At 42.4% G+C, this 22,931-nt stretch carries 21 protein-coding genes and 1 pseudogene; 14 read left to right on the forward strand and 8 right to left on the reverse strand.

Going from position 1 to position 22,931, the window contains the following annotated elements:
• Window positions 1–157: 157 nt before the first annotated feature.
• The 5 genes from J2Z37_RS16180 to J2Z37_RS16200 all read left to right on the forward strand — a co-directional run bounded on the left by J2Z37_RS16180 (window position 158) and on the right by J2Z37_RS16200 (window position 6,809).
• Window positions 158–1,375 (forward strand): MFS transporter, encoded by a 1,218-nt coding sequence (locus tag J2Z37_RS16180; protein ID WP_209811323.1) that lies wholly within the window; start codon window positions 158–160, stop codon window positions 1,373–1,375.
• 77 nt (window positions 1,376–1,452) lie between these two features.
• Window positions 1,453–2,829 (forward strand): FAD-dependent oxidoreductase, encoded by a 1,377-nt coding sequence (locus tag J2Z37_RS16185; RefSeq protein WP_209811324.1) that lies wholly within the window; start codon window positions 1,453–1,455, stop codon window positions 2,827–2,829.
• An 845-nt stretch (window positions 2,830–3,674) separates the two neighbouring features.
• Window positions 3,675–5,585 (forward strand): ATP-dependent DNA helicase, encoded by a 1,911-nt coding sequence (locus J2Z37_RS16190; RefSeq protein ID WP_209811325.1) that lies wholly within the window; start codon window positions 3,675–3,677, stop codon window positions 5,583–5,585.
• A 213-nt stretch (window positions 5,586–5,798) separates the two neighbouring features.
• Window positions 5,799–5,999: a cold-shock protein gene (locus J2Z37_RS16195; RefSeq protein WP_209811326.1), complete on the forward strand. Its 201-nt coding sequence runs from the start codon at window positions 5,799–5,801 to the stop codon at window positions 5,997–5,999.
• 555 nt (window positions 6,000–6,554) lie between these two features.
• Window positions 6,555–6,809 (forward strand): hypothetical protein, encoded by a 255-nt coding sequence (locus J2Z37_RS16200; RefSeq protein WP_209811327.1) that lies wholly within the window; start codon window positions 6,555–6,557, stop codon window positions 6,807–6,809.
• A 96-nt stretch (window positions 6,810–6,905) separates the two neighbouring features.
• On the opposite strand, the gene sbnB is transcribed toward J2Z37_RS16200, so the two are convergent.
• From sbnB to J2Z37_RS16215, 3 genes are read right to left on the reverse strand one after another with little or no spacing between them, the layout of a single operon-like run.
• A complete protein-coding gene (gene sbnB / locus J2Z37_RS16205; protein WP_209811328.1) occupies window positions 6,906–7,871 on the reverse strand; it encodes a 2,3-diaminopropionate biosynthesis protein SbnB in 966 nt (321 codons plus the stop codon).
• 14 nt (window positions 7,872–7,885) lie between these two features.
• On the reverse strand, window positions 7,886–8,851 hold the full coding sequence (gene sbnA / locus J2Z37_RS16210) for a 2,3-diaminopropionate biosynthesis protein SbnA (protein WP_209811329.1): 966 nt from the start codon (window positions 8,849–8,851) through the stop codon (window positions 7,886–7,888).
• 3 nt (window positions 8,852–8,854) lie between these two features.
• A complete protein-coding gene (locus J2Z37_RS16215) occupies window positions 8,855–9,628 on the reverse strand; it encodes a YheC/YheD family protein (RefSeq protein ID WP_209811330.1) in 774 nt (257 codons plus the stop codon).
• Between the two features lie 125 nt (window positions 9,629–9,753).
• Here J2Z37_RS16215 and J2Z37_RS16220 point away from each other — a divergent pair, with 125 nt between their 5' ends.
• Window positions 9,754–10,962 (forward strand): phenylacetate--CoA ligase family protein, encoded by a 1,209-nt coding sequence (locus tag J2Z37_RS16220; protein ID WP_245203862.1) that lies wholly within the window; start codon window positions 9,754–9,756, stop codon window positions 10,960–10,962.
• Window positions 10,963–11,245: 283 nt separating this feature from the next.
• Here the strand turns inward: J2Z37_RS16220 and J2Z37_RS16225 are convergent, their stop codons facing one another.
• From J2Z37_RS16225 to J2Z37_RS16235, 3 genes are all read right to left on the reverse strand, one after another.
• Window positions 11,246–11,626, reverse strand: coding sequence for a hypothetical protein (locus tag J2Z37_RS16225; protein WP_209811331.1), 381 nt, complete (start codon window positions 11,624–11,626; stop codon window positions 11,246–11,248).
• Window positions 11,627–11,831: 205 nt separating this feature from the next.
• Window positions 11,832–12,779, reverse strand: a complete 948-nt coding sequence (locus J2Z37_RS16230) for a DMT family transporter (protein ID WP_209811332.1) — start codon at window positions 12,777–12,779, stop codon at window positions 11,832–11,834.
• Window positions 12,780–12,916: 137 nt separating this feature from the next.
• Window positions 12,917–13,708, reverse strand: coding sequence for an IclR family transcriptional regulator (locus J2Z37_RS16235; RefSeq protein WP_209811333.1), 792 nt, complete (start codon window positions 13,706–13,708; stop codon window positions 12,917–12,919).
• A gap of 230 nt (window positions 13,709–13,938) precedes the next feature.
• Here J2Z37_RS16235 and J2Z37_RS16240 point away from each other — a divergent pair, with 230 nt between their 5' ends.
• The 8 genes and pseudogenes from J2Z37_RS16240 to J2Z37_RS16275 form a co-directional block, all read left to right on the forward strand.
• On the forward strand, window positions 13,939–15,246 hold the full coding sequence (locus J2Z37_RS16240) for an aspartate aminotransferase family protein (RefSeq protein ID WP_209811334.1): 1,308 nt from the start codon (window positions 13,939–13,941) through the stop codon (window positions 15,244–15,246).
• A gap of 369 nt (window positions 15,247–15,615) precedes the next feature.
• Window positions 15,616–16,341, forward strand: a complete 726-nt coding sequence (locus J2Z37_RS16245) for a GntR family transcriptional regulator (RefSeq protein WP_209811335.1) — start codon at window positions 15,616–15,618, stop codon at window positions 16,339–16,341.
• Window positions 16,338–17,846 carry a M81 family metallopeptidase gene (locus tag J2Z37_RS16250; RefSeq protein WP_209811336.1) on the forward strand — a complete coding sequence of 503 codons (1,509 nt, stop codon included), beginning with the start codon at window positions 16,338–16,340 and terminating at the stop codon, window positions 17,844–17,846. Before J2Z37_RS16245 ends, J2Z37_RS16250 begins: the two co-directional genes overlap by 4 nt.
• A 17-nt stretch (window positions 17,847–17,863) precedes the next feature.
• The gene (locus J2Z37_RS16255; protein WP_209811337.1) at window positions 17,864–19,057 is read left to right on the forward strand and encodes a DegT/DnrJ/EryC1/StrS family aminotransferase; all 1,194 of its coding nucleotides are present in this window, start codon (window positions 17,864–17,866) and stop codon (window positions 19,055–19,057) included.
• A 26-nt stretch (window positions 19,058–19,083) separates the two neighbouring features.
• Window positions 19,084–20,118 carry a sialic acid TRAP transporter substrate-binding protein SiaP gene (locus tag J2Z37_RS16260; protein WP_209811338.1) on the forward strand — a complete coding sequence of 345 codons (1,035 nt, stop codon included), beginning with the start codon at window positions 19,084–19,086 and terminating at the stop codon, window positions 20,116–20,118.
• 64 nt (window positions 20,119–20,182) lie between these two features.
• The gene (locus J2Z37_RS16265; protein WP_209811339.1) at window positions 20,183–20,680 is read left to right on the forward strand and encodes a TRAP transporter small permease; all 498 of its coding nucleotides are present in this window, start codon (window positions 20,183–20,185) and stop codon (window positions 20,678–20,680) included.
• Window positions 20,677–21,951, forward strand: a complete 1,275-nt coding sequence (locus tag J2Z37_RS16270; protein ID WP_209811340.1) for a TRAP transporter large permease — start codon at window positions 20,677–20,679, stop codon at window positions 21,949–21,951. The genes J2Z37_RS16265 and J2Z37_RS16270 overlap by 4 nt, the downstream gene beginning before the upstream one ends.
• Window positions 21,952–21,969: 18 nt before the next feature.
• Window positions 21,970–22,320 (forward strand): annotated as a pseudogene (locus J2Z37_RS16275) (MBL fold metallo-hydrolase); the annotation flags it as partial.
• A 48-nt stretch (window positions 22,321–22,368) separates the two neighbouring features.
• Here the strand turns inward: J2Z37_RS16275 and J2Z37_RS16280 are convergent.
• Window positions 22,369–22,644, reverse strand: coding sequence for a hypothetical protein (locus J2Z37_RS16280; RefSeq protein ID WP_209811341.1), 276 nt, complete (start codon window positions 22,642–22,644; stop codon window positions 22,369–22,371).
• 88 nt (window positions 22,645–22,732) lie between these two features.
• Window positions 22,733–22,927 (reverse strand): hypothetical protein, encoded by a 195-nt coding sequence (locus J2Z37_RS16285; protein ID WP_209811342.1) that lies wholly within the window; start codon window positions 22,925–22,927, stop codon window positions 22,733–22,735.
• Between the last annotated feature and the right edge of the window lie 4 nt (window positions 22,928–22,931).

The following is a 22,931-nucleotide window of genomic DNA, read 5'->3' on the forward strand; positions in this document are numbered from 1 at the left end:
TAAAAAATAGAGTTTTATTTCCATTTATGATAAAGTTTCAGAATAGGGTTTCATTCAATTTATCCTTTTTTAAATTTTGATACGTCTTTCTTAGGATTTAGGATTTAGCATTTATCTTTATTTCATTGTCATAAAAAAAGATTAAGAGGTTATACACATGGAAACGTCAAAACCCCAATTATGGAGTAAAAATTTTATTTTATTTTCAATGATCACTTTTTTCATTGCTCTTACTTATTTTTTAACGATAACAACTATAGCGGGATATGCCATGAAAGGGTTTCATGCCACGGAAGGGATGGCTGGGCTTGCTGCTAGTGTTTTTGTTATTGGTGTCCTTTCACTTCGTATCCTGATAGGAAAATACATTGACATCATCGGCAGAAAAAAGCTGCTTTATCTTGCATTGATTTTAGCTTTTTTCTGCACGCTGCTTTACTTCCCAATCAAAGATTTAACTATTTTCATATTCATCCGCTTTCTCCACGGTGCGCTAGTGGGGATCGTGCTGACCGTTATGCAAATCTCGGTGATCGATATCATTCCTGTCAAACGACAAGGGGAAGGAATTAGTTATTATACGTTAAGTTTTATTCTAGCAACAGCTATTGGACCTTTTCTCGGGCTTTTAATGACTCAGTTGGCAAGTATTTACGCGATCTTTGTTTGCTGTACGATTTTAACGGGTATTGGTATTTTATTAGCTTTGTTTACTAAGTTTCCTAAAGTAGTACTCACAAAGGAACAACGCGAAGGAATGAAGGGTTTACATTTTAGTCAGTTCTTTGAAATAAAAGCGATTTCTATGTCCTTAATAATGACTGTTTTAGCTTTAACTTTCTCTGGTATTATCACATTCCTTGCTTCTTATTCGGTGGAAATTAATTTAACGTATGTTGCGAGTCTCTTTTTTATTATCTATTCTGTCTGCATCTTCATTTCTAGACCCATCACTGGCAGAATACTAGATACAAAAGGGGATAATATTGTGATGTATCCAGCGCTCATTCTTTTTGCGGCCAGCTTCATTGTTCTTGGTCTAGCTAACCATGGTTTTACTTTAATACTTGCCAGTATATTAGCTGGGCTCGGATATGGAAATCTACAATCTTCTATCCAAGCGATCGCGATTAAAAAATCCCCACCACATCGAGCGGGGCTTGCAGCATCCACTTACTTTATCTTGAATGATATAGGAATTGGAATTGGGCCTTTTCTTCTTGGTCTTTTTATTCCATTTATCGGGTACCGCAATATGTACTTTGCCTCATTCATTATCGTTATTGCTTGCACCTTTGCCTATTATGTGATTCATGGGAAAAGAGCAGTAAAACTAAACCACCGTGAAGGCCAAAGCAGTACTAGCCTAACATAAAGCAGACGGTGAAGTGCTGTCGAACTTCAGCGCGAAAAAGTGGTCGTTGCTATAATTATTAAGGAGGATCCTTTAGGATGAGTGAAACTAGAATATTAGGGTCCCATGCCATTGTCATTGGTTCTGGAATAGCTGGTTTATGTGCGGCACAAGTGCTGTCTGGTTACTTTGAGCGAGTGACGGTTATAGAAAAAGGCGATCCTAGACCTTCTCCTACAGAGCCTAGGAAGGAAGTTCCTCAAGGTTATCATCTCCATGCTTTACTTAAGGGAGGAGAAGAGGCGCTGGAGCGACTTTTCCCAGGAATCACTAAAGTTCTTATTCAGGAAGGTTCAACATGGATAAATGGTACTCAAGATCTGAAATGGTTTCATCATGGCGTTTGGAAAAAACGATTTAAAGGCCGCTTATCGGTTCTTCTTCAAAGCCGTCCGTTCTTAGAAGGCCATATTCGCTGCAGAGTGGAAGAGGACCCTCGCATCTCGATTTGTTATCGGACGCAAGCTGTCCGCCCCCTATATCATTCAAGTACGTCCACCATAACGGGGATCCATGTGGAGGAATTGAGTTCTGGACTCTCCAAAGATTTATCCGCGGATCTGGTCTTGGATGCAAGTGGCTATGGATCTAAGTTCCATCCGTGGTTTATTTCAAATGGGTATCACGTTCCGGTAGAGAAGGTGAACATTGACCTTTGCTATATTAGTCAGATTTATCAACTTCCCCCCGTTGAAGAACGAGATTGGTCCACTCTCTTGGTTTATCCTTATGCTCCGGTTGAAAAGACAGGAGGAACAATATCCTGTATCGAAGGAAATCGGCATATTGTCACATTGTTTGGTTATCATAGCCCGCTTGCACATGCCAACCTAAAGGAAGCCGGTGAGTTTCTGGAGTTCACGAAACAGTTGCCACAAGATACCATTTATCAAGAACTTCAGGGGGCTATCCCTCTATCAGAAATAAGAGTACATAAGGTTCCTCATATGACTAGGTATCGCTGGGAGAAAATGAGTAATCCTCCTCAGCGATTTTTATTTATGGGCGATTCCTTATGTAGATTCGATCCTGTATTTGGACAGGGCATGTCAGCTGCAGCCATGCAGGCTCTTCAGTTGAAGGATTGTCTGCAAATGGAGTGGGAAAAGAGGAGGTCAATTACCACCCATTTCACAAAGCGTTATTATAAAAAGATGTCAAAGCTGATCGATCCGATCTGGGATATGATCCTTATTGAAGATTTTCGCTATCCTCATGTGTCAGGGAGGAAACCGAGGGGACTTCGCTTTCTCCAATGGTATATCAGGCGTGTTTTTCGGCTTTCTTCAGAAGACACCGATATTTATAATTCCTTTATTTATGTTATGAATTTGCTGCGCCCTGCCACTACCTTGTTTTCTCCGTCAATCCTTTGTAAAGTGCTTGGAAAGTGGAAAAGGGATCCAAATATGTAAAGTCGATGACATGATTTGTCAACGATTGGGTCATAGACCGCCCTTGAGCTCACAACTCAGCGTTCCATTTCTGGATAAATTAGTGCCGACCCCATTTTGGGGATCCTCTGTTGTACATGACCGATAGTGTTCCAGTACTATCGGTCTTTTTACAAGGAGAATAAACCGGATTCGTGACAACTACGCAAGGAGTCACCCCGTCCTTGTCGCGAATAGCTCGGATTCGTGACAGGTTCGCAAGGAGTACCCCCACTCTTGTCACGAATAAACCGGATTCGTGACAACTACGCAAGGAGTCACCCCGTCCTTGTCGCGAATAGCTCGGATTCGTGACAACTACGCAAGGAGTCACCCCGTCCTTGTCACGAATAAACCGGATTCGTGACAACTACGCAAGGAGTCACCCCGTCCTTGTCGCGAATAGATCGGATTCGTGACAGGTTCGCAAGGAGTACCCACGTCCTTGTCGCGAATAGCTCGGATTCGTGACAAATCAGCATGGGATTTGATGTACCGATTGCGGTTAAACTTTTAAAAGTCTGGAAAAAAGGGGAGGATCTATTCATGCTGAATGGGTCTACTAAACGTCTTGCTCATTTGATTTTCTCCTCCAGAACGTCCTTTAGGCGGAATTTTATTATTCTAATTTATATGCAACGCTAGTGGGTCAGACCCCTTCCCTAATAAGGCGTTAGCTTGGCGAATTTACTCAAGTAAATGTCTTGTTTGAGAGTTTGCCCAGCCCGCACATTTAGATCGATTACCTTTAGCATTGGTGTATGCAAGGATTCTTTTGCGGTATAATGAACAGATGAAGTTGACAACACGATTTGGAGGCAGCCTGATTGAAAACTTATCCATTTGCATTTGACCCCACACAGCCGTTTGATCAGCAAGCTAGCGATTGGATAGCAGATGTGTTTTATGAGATTTTACCGGAAGCTGGCTTTGAAATAAGAGATGAGCAGATCTACATGGCTTTTCAATTGGAACGGGCCTTCAGCGGGAATCAAACCATTTTCGCGGAGGGCGGCGTAGGAACTGGCAAAACGTTCGTCTATTTGTTATACGCGATTCTCTATGCCCGATATACGAGAAAACCGGCCATCATCGCCTGTGCGGACGAATCCTTAATCGAACAATTGGTCAAGCCGGAAGGGGATATCGCCAAACTTGCCCGGTACTTGGACCTCACGATCGACGCCAGGTTGGGCAAATCCCAAGACCAGTATCTTTGTTTAAATAAGCTCGACGATGCTAGATTAGGAATGGATGATGCGGAGGTTTTTCGAGAGATATATCGGGGGTTACCGGAGTTTGTTCGTTCTCGAAGTACCCTGCAATCCTTTTATCCTTACGGGGACCGTAAAGATTATCCTCACTTGACAGATCAGCAATGGGGGAGTTTGGGGTGGGATGTTTTTCAAGATTGTCTCGTTTGCCCCCAACGCCAACGCTGTGGACTAACTCTTTCCCGAGATTATTACCGGAAGTCTGCGGAGTTGATCATTTGCTCGCATGATTTCTATATGGAACATATTTGGACTTATGAGGCTAGACAGCGTAGTGGACAGCTGCCGTTACTGCCGGCACACAGCTCCGTCGTGTTTGACGAAGGACATTTGTTAGAAACGGCCGCACAGAATGCGTTGACTTATAAACTGAAGCATTCCCAGTTCGAAAGCATCGTGATTCGTTTGCTGCATGGAGAAATCCGCGAGTCTTTAGCTGTAACCATCGAAGAAGCTATAGCGCAAAGCGAAACCCTCTTTGCCTTGCTCGAGAGCAGCAGTCATCAAGTTCCTGCCTCTGATCGCAGAGACATCGTGTGGAGTCAGAATTTGATGCGAGAAGTCGACCGGTTCAGGGGGCTGCTTGATGCGATTGAAGAAGAGCTCGTGTTGGAAAGTGGTTTGTTTACGCTGAGCGATTATCAGCTAAGGATCGTGGAAGAGCATTTGGATATGATGCAATTGGCATTAGGGTTAATTAAACAGCCGGAACAACTCATTTCCTGGGTTGCGGAAGATCAAGAGGAGATCAGCTTTGTGATCATGCCAAAGAGGGTCAAAGAAGTGCTGAAGGACCATGTATTTTCCCAAAAAATGCCGATCGTGTTCTCTTCCGCGACGCTTTCCATTGATGGAAGCTTTGAACATATGGCACAAAGCCTCGGGATTGAAAATTTCCTGTCGTTTTCCGTGCCTTCGCCCTACGATTATGATCAACAGATGAAAGTGAGTCTGTTCCCGGATAACCCCTCGACGGATAAAATGAAGCTAGCGCTAAGTTTACTGCAACAGTCGGAAGGAAGAGCCTTGATTTTGTTCCCGTCCCAAGAGGAATTAATTCGATTTAAGCAGGACATGGCCACCTATCCGGAATCGATGGACTTCCGCTTTTTATACGAAGGAACTGCGGAAATTAGCCATCTGATCTCTACATTCCAGAATGATATGGACAGTATTCTTTGTGCGGTTACCTTATGGGAGGGGTTGGATATACCAGGACCCACACTATCCCAAGTGCTGATTTGGGCATTGCCCTTTCCGCCGAACGATCCATTGTTTGCTGCTAAACGGAGAGATACGAACCATCCTTTTGAAGAGGTCGATATGCCTTATATGCTTCTCCGATTGAAGCAAGGAATCGGACGATTAATTCGCTCTCGCGAGGATCGGGGAATGGTATCGATTATGGGAAAAGAACTGAATCAAGAGGGGGTAAGGGAGAAAGTGAATTCAATCCTCCCTTAAGGATTGGCTAGGTTGAAAAGATGTCATTCATGGTTTGATACATCGTACAAAATTTGTATTTGCTTTCCTGATTTTTATCTGTTATACTAAGTAAGAATTATCTTTGTTCGGGATTTAAGGAATGAATAAGTCTTTAAACTTTTCGCCTTTGATATCTAAATGAGCAAATATAGTATTGATATGTGGAATAGATCCACACAGGAGGAAACAAGCATGCAACAAGGAACAGTAAAATGGTTTAACTCAGAAAAAGGTTTCGGATTCATCGAAGTTGAAGGTGGAGAAGATGTATTCGTACATTTCTCAGCTATCCAAGGCGAAGGATTTAAAACTTTAGAAGAAGGTCAAAAAGTTACTTTTGACGTTGAAAAAGGTCAACGTGGACCTCAAGCAACTAACGTAAACAAAGCGTAATAATGATGAAAGGACTCTATATTAGAGTCCTTTTTGTTTGCGCAAAAATGGTCGTAATCGGTCAAGATAGCCTTTTTCTCCAACAGCTCTATGTTGGCGGACACAGGAGCCCTTATTTCTGAAAAAAAACATGATTTTCGGTGCCAACCGGACACACAGGCCCTTATTCCTTGAAATTTGGCTTCCGAATCCATCGAAAGTAGAAAATAAGGGCTCTCCTGTCCGGTTCATTCTCCAAATGGGTGTTTTTAAATAAAATAGAGGCTTCAGTGTCTGCAGACGGTGAAGTACTGTCGCGACTTGCTTCGAAAAAGGGGAGTCAGACCCCATCTCTGGGCTATAGTGTTAGCTTTGAGAAGTCGAACACGGGAGTTAATAATTTGTTAATATTTTATTTAGATAATTTCAAGAAACCCCCATTATAATGAGTGTGAAGCAAATAATTCCCCAATTTTAAATGAACGGGTGGCCCACAAATGATCCTACGTTTGCGGCCGTCCATGTCATTGTTCTCGATGTAAAGGTGTTCTTGGGGGAAAAGGTTGGGGGAAGGCAATGACTCAAATAGAGAAACAGCAAGAGCTATTGCGCAAAGCAGATGTGCTCAAACAATATGAAGTCTACGGATACCGAATTGCCTATTATGTGCTAAAGAATGAAACTTTGGCAACGAAAGCGGCAACGCAGGCTTTGCTAGAGCTATTCTATAATGATGATTTCTTCCATCTGCCACCTTTTACTCAGAAACACATCACGAAAAAAGTGTTTATGAAGCAGTCACTCATAACAAAGGCATCAGTCATCGTGTGATGGGGAAAAGAGTCAGAACCGATCTCTGAGCTAAAGCGTTAGCTTGGCAAAAGAACCCGATTGATCATCTAGTTGATCAAATCGGGTTCTCTTATTTTAATCAAGCCATTGCCCCATTCCCTGGGTTTGAGCGACCCGAACGTAATGTGCGGAGACACTGATGTCGAATACAGCCATGCCCATGGGACTGAATAAAACAGGCTGGCTTAAGTCACACCCCGATAGGCTCTGCCGGCATACCACATCAGCAAGCGAGTGTGTATCTTTTTTTTCTAGTCCGCTCTCTTTGTGAAGGACTTCGATGTCGGTATTTTCCCGGCAAACCTCATCCCAGTCATCGACAATGATGGTGCCGATGGAATCAAGGGCCTCCTTCTTATAATCGCGAAGGGAGATGTGCATGAGTAAGCTGCCGGGCTTCGGGTTCCGGTCGATATAGCGATAATCAGAGGCTGTGCACGTGAGGACGATGTCGGATTCCATGTAAGCTTCCTGCCAGGACTCAGCCACTTTCACCTGATGCTGATAGGCGAGAGGGATGTTCTTTTTGTCAATCGGCCTGAGATCGTAGAGAACCACTCGCTCAATGAAATGACCGAACTGTTCCATGCACATCTTAAAATGATACTGCCCGATCGGCCCCCATCCGATGATTCCGAGAATCGCCTTGTGGGAGGGACGCTGATTTAGATAGTGCTTGAGCATTAATCCGCTGACCGATGCAGTCCGGATCATGCTGACGAGCGGGGTATGAAGGATCGCGGCTGGTTTTCCGGTAGCGGGGTCATTTAAAATGACTACGCTGTGCGCGCGCGGAAGCTGACGATGAATATTATCGGGAAAGCTAGAGATCCACTTGATTCCAGCCGTATCGATGTCTCCCCCGATATAGGCCGGCATCGCAATAATGCGGTTTTTTGGATTGCCATACCTTAAATACGGCTTGATGGGCTGCGAATAATCGCCCTGGTCAAGATGGAAGACGGTTTTTTTCACTGTCTGGATCAATTCATCCCAGTGGATGCCCATCGCTAAAATGTCCTTTTGATTTAAATACAGCATATCATTTCCCGCCTTTACTGCAGTTCATCTGGCATAGCGCCCACATGCTCTTTCACCCATTCCCTCGAATAAACAGTGTCCAGATACCGGTCGCCCCGATCGGGGAAAATGAGCACAGACGTAGAGTCCTTGGGAAGTTCTGCAGATATCGATTGGAAGCCCATCATGACGCCACCCGAGGAAGCCCCGGCGAGGATCGATTCCTTTTGCAGCAACAGCCTGCAGCCGATCACGCAATCCAAGTCGGTGACATAAACCGTCCGGTCGATCAGCTCCGGTTTAAGCTGGGGAGGAACCATTCCAGCCCCGAGGCCCGGGAACAGGCGCTTGGATTTTTCTCCGCCAAAAATCATACTTCCTTTCGCATCTACGGCGATGACTTTGGTTTTAAGTTTATGGTCTTTAATATACTCCGCGCACCCTCGGATCGTGCCGCAGGAGCTGACCCCGCAGAAGAGGTAGTCGATTTCCTTCAGAGAAGCTGCGATTTCTTTCATGGTGGTGTGATAATGGGATAGGTAATTGTGAGGATTAGCATATTGGTTAGGCCAATAGCTGTTTTCAATCTGGCTCAGCAGTGCCTGAACGCGGGCGATGCGGGCCGGTAAGAATTCACCGGTCTGTGGATCGGGCTGCTCCACCCAGTCAATTTCCGCTCCATACGCTTTCATGATCTGGACGTTTTGGGTGGTCGTTTTCGGATCAATGACACAAATCAAGCGCAAGCCTAGATAAGAGCAGATCATGGCCAAACTGATCGCCATATTCCCGGAGCTCGACTCGATAATGACCGTGTCCGGGCCGATCTCGCCGGATCGCAGCCCTTCCTGGATCATCCGCAGCGCAGGGCGATCTTTGGCGCTACCGCCGGGATTCATCCCTTCCCATTTTGCATAGACATGCTGCTTTGGTTCTCTTGTGATTTGACGTAAGGGAACCAGGGGCGTATTTCCAATGGTGGTTAAGATTCCGTTTTTCATCTGCTACAACACCCTAACTTTCGTATAGCGGCCATAGGCCTTGCCATAACGGATCATTTTATGATACATGCGTTGATCTTTCAATTTCATAAAAGGGTGTGGCTCGGGAAGGGTATTGAATTCGAGGATCCATGGCTTAAAACGGGAATCAAAGGCGATGTCAAGGCCGATTTCTTTAATGGGTGGATACAGTTTTTGCAGATGTAAGGCAGTGGTAAAGCCTATATTTTTTAGGAGAGCCTTCAGCCGATGACGTTGGAGTTTGGGCAACAAAACATCCACGTACACGCTTTGAGCCCCTTGGCTGCCATTCGTGACAATTTTTCCCCGCTTGGCCAGTCGGCCGACCATGCCGGTGGTTTCCCATTTGTTCTCTGGGCTCATTTGCACCATGACGCGAAGATCATAAGGTCGTTCTTTGAATCGTGGAAGATGAATGCCCCTTTGAATCAAATAAGGTCGTTTTCCGGAAAATGCTTGAACATATTTCTCCAGAGATTCATATACAGAAAAGGTGCGAACCTCGGTCCCGGATTGGCAGCGATAGATCGGGCTACCGCTTCCCCTCGGTTTTTCGATTTTCATCACGCCTATGCCTTTCGACCCCTGATCCGGCTTGATGTAAACCATAGCATGTTGACCCAGCATGGCCTGAAGGTTCGCTTTGGTCATTTTTTTGGTTGCCGGCACCCATCCCGCAATTCGGCTATTTTTTAGTAAGGCCTGCGTTTTTTCCCATTTGCTGCGAAGATGAAATGAATAGTGCTTCCCTTTCATTCCGAATCACCCCTATTTACTATATGGGGTCGGTGCATGGCGTGACATTGCGGTTGGCATGGCCTTGGCATTTTTCTCCATGTGCGCATATACATACATATCGATAACAGGAAGAAGGGGAAAAGATGCGCTCCTCAGAGCATGACTGGAGACAAAAAGCAGATGAGGTCACGACCGTGTTCCCATGGTACAAAGACTTGCTGTCCGAAACACCGAAGCGCTTGGAGGATTTTCCGCTGATGACAGCGGAGCTTTTAGAAAAGCATTATTATACGCAGCCATTAACAGCTCCAGATCACACGCCGCTTCATGTCTATCGGACTTCGGGCACCAGTTCCAACGTCCGAAAGCAGATTTATTATTCCGAAGCCGATGATGAAGCTTACGTGAATTTGAAAACGGAAGTATTCCAGCGATTCATCAAACAGGCGGGAATCCAAACAGCCATGGCGGATATGGGAACAGGCCATGCGGCAAGTACGGCCTTGAAGATTTTTGATAGATTACATTTGCAGAGCAAAGAGATTTCCTTTCAACTGCCCATTGCGGAGCATGTAAAGCAACTGAAAGACTTTAAGCCGGGTCTCTTGTATACGATGCCTTCAATTTTGGATCACCTCGTATCTGCAGCGGATGACCCCGCCGAATTTGGGATCAAGAAAATCATTCTCGTGGGAGAGGTTGCAACCGAGCAATGGATCGGGCGAATGGCTCAGCAATTCCGTATTCAGTCGGCCGATATCATGGATACGTATGGATCCATCGAGATCGGAACCATCGCCTACTATTCCCATGAACATGACCGGTACATCCTTGTCGATGGCATGGTTGCCGAAGGGATAGAAGCGGAAGCCTTGAATATCGAAGTTGATCCACTTCGAGAGAATGAGCGGATTCTGGTCTTAACCTCCTTTGTCAGGAACATGTTCCCCGCCATCCGTTTTGTCACGTATGACGTGGTCCGCGACTTAAAGCCTGTCCTGATCGAAGGCGAATGGAGGCAAAGCTTTAAGAAACTGGTGAAAAGAGTAGGCACCGAACTGAAGCATGGAGAAAAAATCAGTCTGTATGATATTGAGGACATCGTGTATCAACATCTTCCTAAGGCAGGCATCCGCGTCAAAGTCAGCGGAAATGCACTAAGTGTTTACATTCAAAGCCCATACCTTAAAGATGCCATCAAGCGGCAAATTCAGCATGAGATTGAGCACAAAATCCCTGAGATCGGGCAAATGATTGAGCATAAAATTCTCGATGAAATCCGTGTCATCGCGGTTCCAATCGGAGAGCAGCTGAATAGGGGAGCCGTTAAAAACAAGAAAATCTACGATTGATAACGAAGGGTGAAGTGTTGTCACGCATCACCTCAGGGATCAGGCGTCACTCAGAGAACGTCGAATAAAAAGGCAAAAATCCCTGATTTCCGTGTTGAGAAATTAGGGATTTATTTCTTTTCCCAGCTCCTCAAGGGTGGTCGACTCACTTCTGTTTACTCCATCAATGGAGGGGAGGGGGGGGCATCCCATCTCTGGGCTAAAGCGTTAGCTTGACAGAGTTGCAAAAATTGGTTGAAATGAATTTTGAGAAGATTTACATTGGCGAGGTGTTATCCTTTTCTTATGTTCTATTACAACAAATACAGAATGTTTTTTGAATATATGCATCAATTGATGCGTGTGCTAATATTGAATTTGTTATAACTAAACTTTCGAAATCCTCTACTTGATATACTCTCGTTTGTCCTAGTCTTATATTTTCGTTAACAATAGGAGTGGTAGAACCTCTTACATTAATCGTTACTCCAAGTTCGCCAGGAACCGGTGTTCCTGAAAACTCAGGATAATGTAAAAATATTAATGTCTTGTTGTGATTCAATGTAAAATCCCTAAAAATAGGTGAATCATCTTCAGCACGAATAAAAAATGTATAGGGCACTATTGAACCTGAAACTGTATGATTGTCAATAAAGCAATGACAACCTTGAGGGCGAATACCCACTTGAAAACACCTCTTTCATCAGATTTAAAATATGTTATTCCTTAAGCAGAAAATTGGTTTGGACCGACTTCCCCTGTCAAAAAGTATAAAAATCTTACTAGAATAGCTAGAAGTATTATTCTAACTGACTAGTAAGAGGTTTCTATAGGGTTCCTATGGTCGTAGACGGTCACTTCACCTCAAAAAAGGGGCCCATCTCTGAGCCTTATGTAAGGGGCATTTCCTCTTTTAGCGGTTGGTTCGTCTTTGATGAAGATTGTTTATTTAATGCCAATAATAAGATCATGCCAATAATACAAGCAGTTCCCATCCATTGGAAAAATCCAAAAGGTTCTTTTAACCAAAATACAGTTGTTAAAACAGCCGAAAGTGGCTCTAAGCTACCTATAAGGCTTGTTTCTTTTGGTGAAAGACTTTCTAAACTTTTAATATAAAAATAAAAGGCAACCATTGTACCCAATACGATAACGAATAGTAAGTATAAATAGGTTGCTATCCTCAAGCTTGAGAGGTCGATTTGCCAAGGGGGATGGATAAAGCTAAATGCAAAACCACCAATGATCATCGCCCAGCCAACAATGACGAGGGAATTGTAATGCTTTAATAGGGAAACTGCATATAAGGTATAAAAGGCTAGTGCTATTCCTGATAAAATCCCCCAAACGATTGCAGGTGTGGGCACGGATAGTTGAGAAATGGAACCGTTTGTTAATAAGAATAAACAACCAATTAAAGTAAGGAGAATATTTAATAAATCTTGTCGTGTGAAGGCAGATTGTTTTCGCAGGATTAAATAGATGATAATGAATACAGGTGCTAAATATTGTAATAGCGTTGCAACCGCAGCATTACCATGGTGAATCGATGCCATGTACGTGTATTGAACGGCTAGCATACCAAGTAATCCGAAAACAATGAGTTGAAACGCTGACCTTCTATTTTTCCATACACCAAATACTTGTGAATGGTCTTTTCCAAAAAAATGAACGGTCAAGAGTAAAATACCAGCGATGAGCAAACGTGTCGTGACAAGCCAATTGACATCGATTGCATATTCTTGAAAGAGCTTTTTTACCACGGTGCCACTCCCGCCCCAAAAGATCGCACCTGTTATAACAAGAAGGAAACCTGTTCTTCTAGCTTGTCTATCCATGAATGATTCGCCACCTTGAAATATAATCATCGTGTTATAATGTTAACACCTAATAAAACAGCGACAGTCTAAGACTTTATCCATGACTGCCGCTGTTTTTCATTTAATGGAACGGGTATTCAATAGATTCTAATTTGTTAAGAATCGCCAGCAAAACCCATTTTTCTCGATATATTTCTTGCTGCAAGTACGACATCTTTACTGATGGCATCTATATTTCCATCATGGATCCGATGAATGGTACCAGATAAACTGATCGCAGCTTCAGCCTTCCCGAACATATTGAATATGGGCGCAGCAATGCATTTGACACCGAGCACGATTTCTTGCGTATCTACAGCATACCCAACACTCTTGATAACAGGTAATTGCTTCTTTAATTCTGCGAGATCAACAATCGTATAAGGGGTGAAAGCGTCCATATTCTCTTCTGGAAGTAATTGATTCATTTCTTCATCGGAAAGATAGGCAAGAATCACCTTTCCCATTGCAGTCGCGTGAAAAGGGGCCTTGGATCCTACTTCATCCTTAAACCGAAGTTGATGGGTTCCTTCCAATACTTCAACGTACGTAATTTCCCCATCTTTTAAGATCCCTAGATTGACCGATTCTCCATATTTGTGGAGAAGAGCATTCATTTCTGCAAGTGCGGCATTTCGTATGTTGTTTTTTTCAAGAAACTGTTTAGAGAGATCTAGTATCTTCAATCCTAGACAGTATTTATCATTATTTTCACTTCGAGCGATATATCCTCTATTCTCTAGTGTGGTAATGATTCTAAATAAAGAGGATTTCGGCCGATTCGTTAGTTCAGCTAGCTCGAGAAGGTTAAGGTTTTCTTTTTCTGCTAATAGTTCAAGCAGATCCAGTGCTTTTTCTATAGAATTTATCGTGTACCGATCATTATTTTTAAGGTTGTCTGCTACCATGTTACCACCTTTCTTAACTTGAATTTTGAAACCCGAATTTCATTTATTGAAACCATGGTATAATATTGGCGCAAGTTTGTAAATAGCAGCAGATAAATTACTCTGTTTAATATTTTGAATATTTGTATTGATATAAAAATTTTACCGTGTTATGATGAATTCGTTAAAATAAAACCTTGGTTTTATTAGGTGGATTTTGTGGATTTCAATTGAAAAGGAGAAAAAGCAAAATGAGAACTTTCAACGAGTCAGTTTCCAAAATCGAAGAATCCAAAAAGTATTTAGCAGGAGGGGTTTCAAGCTTTCTTCGCGGTGCGATGAAACCGATCCCTCTATTTGTGAAAACGGCATCGGGATCCCATGTCATCGATGCAGATGGAAATGATTATATAGATTACTTGTTGGCGTACGGTCCGCTCATTTTAGGGCATGCCGATCCCGAGTTAACAGAAAAAACCTATCAGGCAATGAAAAGCGGGAATGCTTATGGACTTCAGCATGACGGAGAAATCCTGCTGTCCAAACGTTTAACGGAAGTCCTTCCTTGTGCTGATAAGGTTACCTTTAGTGGATCAGGTACAGAGGCCGTTATGTTGGCCCTGCGCTTGGCTCGAGCGTACACAAACAGACAGAAGGTGATTCGCTTTCACGGACATTACCATGGTTGGTCTGATGCGATTTTTACTTCTTTCCCAAGTCCGGATTTGGTAAAGGAGAATAGCGATCAGGCAGACCGTGTCCTTCCAGGTACTTCAGGGCAAAGTGAATCCAGTTTACAAGACATTATCTTATTGCCTTGGAACGATCCGGAAGCACTGAAACAGGCATTAGACATGTATGGGGAGCAAATCGCTGCCATCATAACCGAACCTGTCATGTGTAATTCTGGATGTATCCTGCCTAAACCAGGATACCTTGAACAAATGCGAGAGTGGACACAAGAGTTAGGCATTGTTTTGATTTTTGATGAAGTCATTACTGGATTCAGACTTGGGATCGGCGGTGCACATGGAAGATTCAATATTAAACCCGACTTGGTTACGATGGGGAAAGCCGTTGCAGGAGGAGTACCGTTAAGTGTTGTTGCAGGCAAAGAAGAGATCATGGATTTGGTGGCAACAGGACGCGTAAACCATCTTGGTACCATGAATGGGAATACGATGGTCACCGCAGCAGGCTTGGCTACCATTGATATTCTTTCGAAAAATAACAACGCCGTGTTCGAAAAGATGGAAAGGCTAACGCAGAATCTTGTTTCAGGTCTTCGTGATGTGATGTTGAAAAATGGTGTAAGGGGAGTCATCAATCAGATTGGACCTGTCTTTCATATGATGTTTATTCAGGAAGATGAAGTACGCGACTTTGCCACTTTCCAAAAAAGGGATGCTGCCAAATATAGCCTATTTGCAGAAAAGATGCTGGATGAGGGGATTCTCGTTCGTCCAACAGGTCTATGGTATGTGTCCGCGGTTCATTCCGATGAGGATATTCAGAGAACCATTGAAGGAGCCGACCGTGTTTTACAATCAATGGAGTGATTCTATTTATCAAATGAAGGATTCGAATTGATCCCACGGTTGCTGCACTTCGAATTTAAAACACCTGGAATATAAGCAATTACCGAAAACCGTTTCCATTGTACACTGAGTTGCTTAGCAATAGGCCAAAGTTTACCAGCTGCAGCTCATCCTAATCCCTGTTTCTCCTAGAGAAATCAGGGATTTCTTTGTTTTTTGGACTTGATCATAAAGATTTTTTAACCATTTTTAGGGTTCTAGGTTTTGTTCGATCCCCAACTGTCATAAATGTTTGAAAACACGAATAGGATAAACTGCAGCATGTAACATGTTACATGTTTGAAGCAGGAGGTTTTTAACATGTAAGTATAACGGAAAGCAGGTTATTCCATGCTAAACAAAAAAAGTTTAAGTGAACAAGTTTATGAACTAATTAAGAAAGAAATTATTCTTGACAACCTTAAACCTGGAGAAAAGCTCAGCGTGGAAAAGATAAGTAAACACCTCAATGTAAGCAGAACTCCAGTTTCAAATGCTCTTCAGGCCCTTGAACGAGATGGATACGTGGAGATTGTTCCACAGAGTGGAACTTACGTAAGAGAACTATCTTTAGAAGAAATTAAGGCCATTTATGAGCTTCGTGAAGAAATAGAAGGATTAGTAGCAAAAATTGCCATCAATAAAGTCGACAGCAAAATACTAGAGGATTACCTTCAAAAGTTCCATCAATTTTTAATCAAGGAAGAAGTGAACGAGGAGGTGTTGTTGGACTATTTTCAACTTGACCTGGAATTACATGATTATTTACTTCGATTCTGCCCTCAAATCATTCAAAAGGAAACCCGAAATATTATTGACCTAACCAAACGGAGCAGACGCTTATGTATATTGTATGAGTTAAAAGAAAAGAGCCCAAAAGATCTGATCAAAAAAGAAATCCGAAATCACAGGGAAATTATTGATGCTTTCCTAGAAAAAGATCTAGATAAAGCCATCTATTATTCGAAACGTGATGTAAGAGAAGCAAAGGAACAAGTTCTCAAGTTTTTTTACTTAGTTCAAGAGGAGTCATATGAAGCTGTGAAGGAAGAAGAGATAGGAGGATGGTATAATTGAGAATTTATTATGCCAGTATTATACAAGAAACAAATACATTTAGTCCTCTGATCACGAATCTCACTAATTTTCAGAGAGGGTATTATTTAGAAGGGAGTGAGATTAGGAGTCACCTGTTCCATACAAATAGCGAAATTGCTGGTTTTTTACAGTACTTAGAGCTGTTCGATGAGGTAACGTTAATCCCAGGGATCGCTGCCTGGGCCGTTCCATCCGGGAAGATCAAAAAGGATGCTCTTCAATTTCTCATCAACCGTCTAGTAGATGAACTGCAAAAAAATCTACCGGTAGATGGTGTCTTATTGTCACTTCATGGAGCTCTTGTGTCGGATGGGTTGGAGGATTGTGAAGGATATATCTTAGAACAGGTCCGAAGAGTCGTCGGAACTCATGTGAAAATTGTCAGCACATTGGATTATCATGCTGCTGTAACCGAAAAAATGATAGAGATGTCAGATATTCTAGTGGGATTTCGTACGTATCCTCATGTTGATTTTAAAGATACGGGAGTTAGAGCCGCGAAGTGTATGAAACAATTATTAGATGACAATCCCAAAATAAGCAAATACTATGCAACGCTTCCTCTGATCCTTCCTGTTGAGAATACAGAAACTTCCCATGGACCGATGTCCCACGCCATCCAGCACATTGAACAACTTGACCACAATCGTTTGATTCTCAGTGCCTCCCTTTTTTGTCCGCAGCCATGGCTGGATATCAATCAACCAGGTGTTTCCATGATTACTTATACGCTGGGAGATTCCAGCGAGGAATGGATGAAGACTGAAATCGTAAATATTCTCTCTTATATTTGGGACTCAAAATTATTGTTTTTTAATACCTATCCAACCGTAGAAAGGGTGTTGGATAAGGTTGATCAATGGGAAAGTCCAATCATCTTGATTGACTCCGGTGATGTCATTAGTGGAGGGGCAATCGGTGATAGCACGGTTATTCTAAGAGAAATGATTAAGCACAAGAAAAATCTTTCAGCGGTGATCCCCATCGTAGATTCCAAAACAGTAGAACAGGCATTTCAAGTTGGCAAGGGGAAATCAGCCTGGTTTGAAGTGGGTGGAGAAAAAGATTACGGATACAATTGTGCAGTTAAACTACAGGCCTATATTTCTGAATTATCGGAACAGATTATAGAGGTGAAAGGGTCATCGTTTTCTGGGATTAAATTGAATTTAGGTAGAAGGGCATTATTAAAAATTGATCCATCGATTCAATTAATTGTATCTGAATATCCTACCCTCATTCATGATGCTGAAGTCTTGAGAAGTATTGGGATCATCCCTGAAGAGCAAGATTTAATCATCCAAAAGTCACATAAGTTATTCCGAGCATCATACCAAAATATTGCTAAATCCATCGTGATCGTGGATACTCCCGGATTTACAGATTTAAATCTGAAGCGATTAAGGTTTAACCATATCAAAAAACCAATGTATCCATTTGATCAGATCACTCTTCGTGAAATAAAAATCCAACAATACATTTGAAAGAGAGGATGGGGACCATGAATGAACTGGCCTTAATGGGAGGAAGCCCGCAAATTCCTTATGAATTGCCAAGTGTAAAGAATACTTCGGGTAGAGATGTTGGGGAAGAGGAATTAAGGTTGGTGACAGAAGTTGTTAAGTCTGGAAATATGGGATTTTTATATGGAGCGAAAATAAAACAATTTCAACAAGAATGGGCAGAAAAATTCAAGGTTGATACGGCAGTTGCTGTAAGTAGCGGTACAGCTTCCCTGCACACGGCGATGATCTTTTTGAATATTGGCCCAGGTGATGAAGTTTTAGTTCCTGCAATTACCGATATGGGTACCATTATTGCGGTGTTATCTGAGAATGCCACTCCTGTTTTTGTGGATGTCGATTTGCATACGCAAAATATGGATCCAAAAGATATTGAACATCGCATAACGGAAAGAACGAAGGCCATTATACCCGTTCATCTGTATGGTTTTCCTTGTGATATGGATCCGATTATGGATATTGCTAGAAAACATAAGTTATTTGTTGTTGAAGATTGTTGCCAGGCCCACCTAACGGAATATAAAGGCAGATTGGTAGGGACGATTGGTGATGTAGGCTGTTTTAGTTTTCAGCAAAGTAAGCATATGACGACCGGTGACGGTGGGATGGTTATTACCAATCGTGACGAAATATGTGGCCGTAAATTACAGCATTGTGCAGATAAAGGTTGGCCCAGAGAAAAATATAGAGACCACCTCTTTTTAGCACCTAACTATCATATGACGGAACTACAGGCAGCAGTTGGTATTGCACAGTTTCGAAAGTTGGACGATTTTATTGAGAGGAGGCGCAAATCAGCAACCTATCTATCAGATTTGCTTAAGGGCCTGAATGGAGTTGTTCCCCCTTTAGAAGTAGAGTGGGCCAGAAATACGTACTATGAGTATGCACTTACCATAGAACCTAAACAATTCAAAGTCAGTAATCAGGTGTTGGCAAGGGCATTGACAGCTGAAGGAGTCCAAACTGCACCCGGTTATCTTCCTTATCCCATTTATATGTATGAGGTGATCAAAAACAAAGTTCAATCATTTGATGTGGATCTGTGTCCAGTAGCAAATCAGGCTTGCCAAAGCATGTTGTTTATCCCATGGAATGAAAAATTGACTGATCAGCATGTAGAAGATATTGCTGCAGCCATTAGGAAGGTACTCATGTACTACAGCAAATGATGAATGCAAATGGAGGAGGATGGTAGATGATGAAGAAATGTGCACGTCAATGGATTTGTCTGCTAGCTTGTTTTGCATTATTGGTTGGATGCTCTGGCGGGGTAGAAACAAACTCTGGTGGAGAAAAACCCTCTACAACCAAAGTAAAAGATGCTCCGGTTGTGCTGAAGCTTGCCCATGGATATGCACCTGAACATCCATTTGCCATAGGAGCCGAAAATATCGCGAAGGAAATTAATGAAAAATCCGGAGGAAGATTAGATGTTAAAGTGTATCCTGGAGGCCAGCTAGGGAGTGAAAAGGACCTCGTTGATGGGTTAACCACGGGATCGGTAGACATGACGATGGCAGGACCTGGAGAACTGGGTAAGCGATTCAAACCGATGCTAATCTTTGATGGGCCTTTTGTGTTTCGGGATGCTGAACATTTAATGAAAGCGATGAACGGAGAATTTGGCCAGGAATTGGCGAATGAGATGGCAAAAGAAATTGGAATTCGATCGCTTTCAGTCCTCTATATGGGGCAGCGATATATTACTACTTCAAATGTTCCCATAAATACACCGGAAGATTTAAAGGGTGTAAAACTTAGAGTTCCGGATCAACCCTTGAGTGTGGCGAATGCCAAAGCCATGGGGGCTACTCCCACTCCTATGGCGTTTTCCGAGGTCTATTTAGGTCTTCAACAGGGAGTTATTGACGGACAAGAAAATCCACTTGCCCAAATTACCTCAGCCAAGTTTAATGAGGTGCAAAAGTATATTAGTTTAACGGGGCACGTGACCCAAGCGGTTGCCTTTATCATAAATGATCAAAAGTTAAATTCGCTTTCTTCAGACTTGCAAAAAATTGTAACTGACGTCGTTCATTCGAATGGTGAGAAAATGAATCAAGCGATTCTAGATTTTGAAAAGAGTGCATTAGATGATCTTAAAGCAAAAGGAATGGAAGTGATCGAGCCTGATGTCGATGCCTTCAGAGAAGCGACGAAATCGGTGATCACAGAATTTGAATCTGAGTGGGGAGCAGGGATTTACGAAAAAATTCAAGCTGTGAAATAATCCGTGATGAACTGGTGGAGAACTATTCTCCACCAGACCTTTATTCAAAAGGTAGGGGATTGCGTTGAATAAATCAAATAAAATTCTAAGAATAATAGACAGTCTCGATGAATATGTAATTGCCGTTGGGATTGCCCTGATCACCTTCATGGTGACGGTGCAAATTCCTTTACGATTTTTCGATATGCCGCTCATTTGGAGTGAGGAGTTAGCCAGATATCTATTTGTTTGGATCACATTAATTGGTATTGGTTATGGTGTAAAGAAACAGATCCATGTACGAATGGAATTTTTTTTTCATTTTCTCCCTAAGAAATTACAAGATATTTTGTCTATCATTCTTAATTTCATAGCCATATTCAGTTTCTTATATATTGTGCCGTCTTCTTTTAGCTTTGCGGTATCTCAAACGAATATCCTATCTGCTGCTTTACAGATGCCTATGTTCTTTTTGATCATTTTTGTTCCAATCAGTATGGTGTTAGTTGTTATACGGCTACTCATTGAAACCGTTCAATTAATAAAAAGATTCTATGCTGAACTAAGAGGTGAGAACATATGACCATACTCTTCGGAACATTTTTTCTATTACTCATCCTCCGCGTACCGATTGCTTTTTGTTTGTTTATTAGTTCACTTTTTTACATGGTCTCTAACGATATTCCCTTAACAGTGGTTACTCAGCGGTTAATCGCTGGGGTGGATTCCTTTCCGCTTCTCGCTGTTCCGATGTTCATTTTAGCTGGAGAAATTATGAATGTATCGGGGATTACTACCCGTTTGTTTACCTTTGCAGAGCGTGTTTTAGGACATTTTACGGGAGGACTTGCTTATGCAAATGTTTTGGCCAGTGTGATTTTCTCAGGAATGTCAGGGTCTGCTATTGCAGATGTCGGAGGCCTCGGAGCTGTAGAATTAAAAGCGATGCGTAAAGCCAAATACAAGGAAAATTTTAGTTTGGCGATTACAGGAGCTTCCTCGGTCATTGGTCCCATTATTCCACCTAGTGTTCCCGTCATTGTATTTGCTGCAATATCCGATGTATCGATTGGGAGATTATTTTTAGGAGGGATTATTCCCGGATTAATTATGGCGATTGCCTTATGTATCATGATTTATATCTATGGTAGAAGAAAGGGTCTCCCCAAGCATCCTAGATCTTCTTGGAAAGAATTATATCTGGCTACAAAGGAAGCATTCTTGCCACTATTAACACCCGTCATTGTATTGGCAGGAATTTTTACCGGGATTTTTACACCTACAGAAATTGCTGGAGTTACAGTACTCTATGCATTGTTTTTGGGATTCTTATATAAATCTTTCACTTTAAGAGAACTGCCCACCTTTTTAATCACGGCAGGCAAAACCACGATCAATGTTTCGCTTATAGTTTCCTGTGCAGCAGTTTTTGGGTGGATTTTAGCTAGTGAACAAATTCCACAGATGTTGTCACAATACTTTGTCGGCTATATTAGCAGTGAGTTTATGGCTTTGATTATTATCAATATGTTTCTTCTGATCATAGGTACATTTATGGATAATTCTGCGGCCATTCCCATCCTAACTCCTGTTTTGCTGCCTTTAGCCATTAGTTACGGAATTGACCCTGTCCATTTTGGGATTATCATGATTTTAAACTTGATGATTGGATTGATTACGCCACCCGTAGGATTGGTCTTGTATGTGCTATCAAGTGTTTCATCCGTTCCTTTTGAAAGAATTTCCAAAGCCATTGCCCCATTTGTCATTGCATTGGTTATAGTGCTGTTAATCGTAAGTTTTGTACCACAGCTAGTCTTGTTTATTCCTAATTTGATATTGGGGTCTCCATAGAACGAAGAGGGGACTGTAAAGGGTATCACTTATAAAACGGTACCGGCTTACAATGTAACAAAAGAAAATCATCCGAAGGACCGGGAATGGGCCGGTTTTATCATTAACACCAATGGATCTTCCTATTACTTAGCAGGAGATACGGATCTGATACCAGAGATGGAGAATGTGGACGCGGACGTCGCATTCCTTCCGATGGGTGTTACCTATACGATGGCTTATGAAGAAGCAGCGAGAACAGCTAATTTCATTCGGCCTCGCATTGTCGTCCCGTATCATTATGGTGACGTGGTAAGGACGAGAGAAGATGCATTGAAGTTCATCAGCTTGGTTGATCCAGACATCACGGCATTTTTAATGAAGGAATAGTAGTAAAGAAAAACAGCCGCTCACATAAGTGAAGCCGGCTGTTTACATCTATGGAATAATTTTTTTCGATTTGAATTCCTGAAAAATGCGCAAAAACATTTCTTCACTGCCCAGCACCTCTGTAAAGCCAAACTGTTTAATTTTTGTTGTATCAGACATCACATCAAATTCACGGCCAAACACCAAGTCACCAAAGCGCCAGGTTACTACTTTTTCAAATGGAACAGATTGTAAACGGTATTTCGAGACCATCTTCTCCCACGTATTCCGTTGAAGCGGCATCATATCTTTTAAGGAAATGGTTTGCAGTGGTGCGTAGTCCATCTTGAAGAATTCGGCGAACTTGGGCCAAAGGTGTTCCCACCTGAAAAAGTCGCCGTTTGTAATGTTGAATACCTCAAAAGAGCATCTATCATCTGTGGCCGCCCAAACAGCACCCCGTGCCAGAAGTGATGCATCCTTGAGCAAGCGCTTGGTAGGCTCCTGTTTTTCCGGGGAATCGCAAGGGCAAGTCTAGTTCTTTTGAGATAGTGGCATAAACGGCAATCACCATCGCAATGTTCATCTGATTACCTATGGATAGACCGGCTACTAAATCCGGACGCAAAATA

This window comes from Ammoniphilus resinae (genome assembly GCF_017873965.1).
Classification (GTDB): Bacteria; Bacillota; Bacilli; order Aneurinibacillales; family RAOX-1; genus Ammoniphilus_A; species Ammoniphilus_A resinae.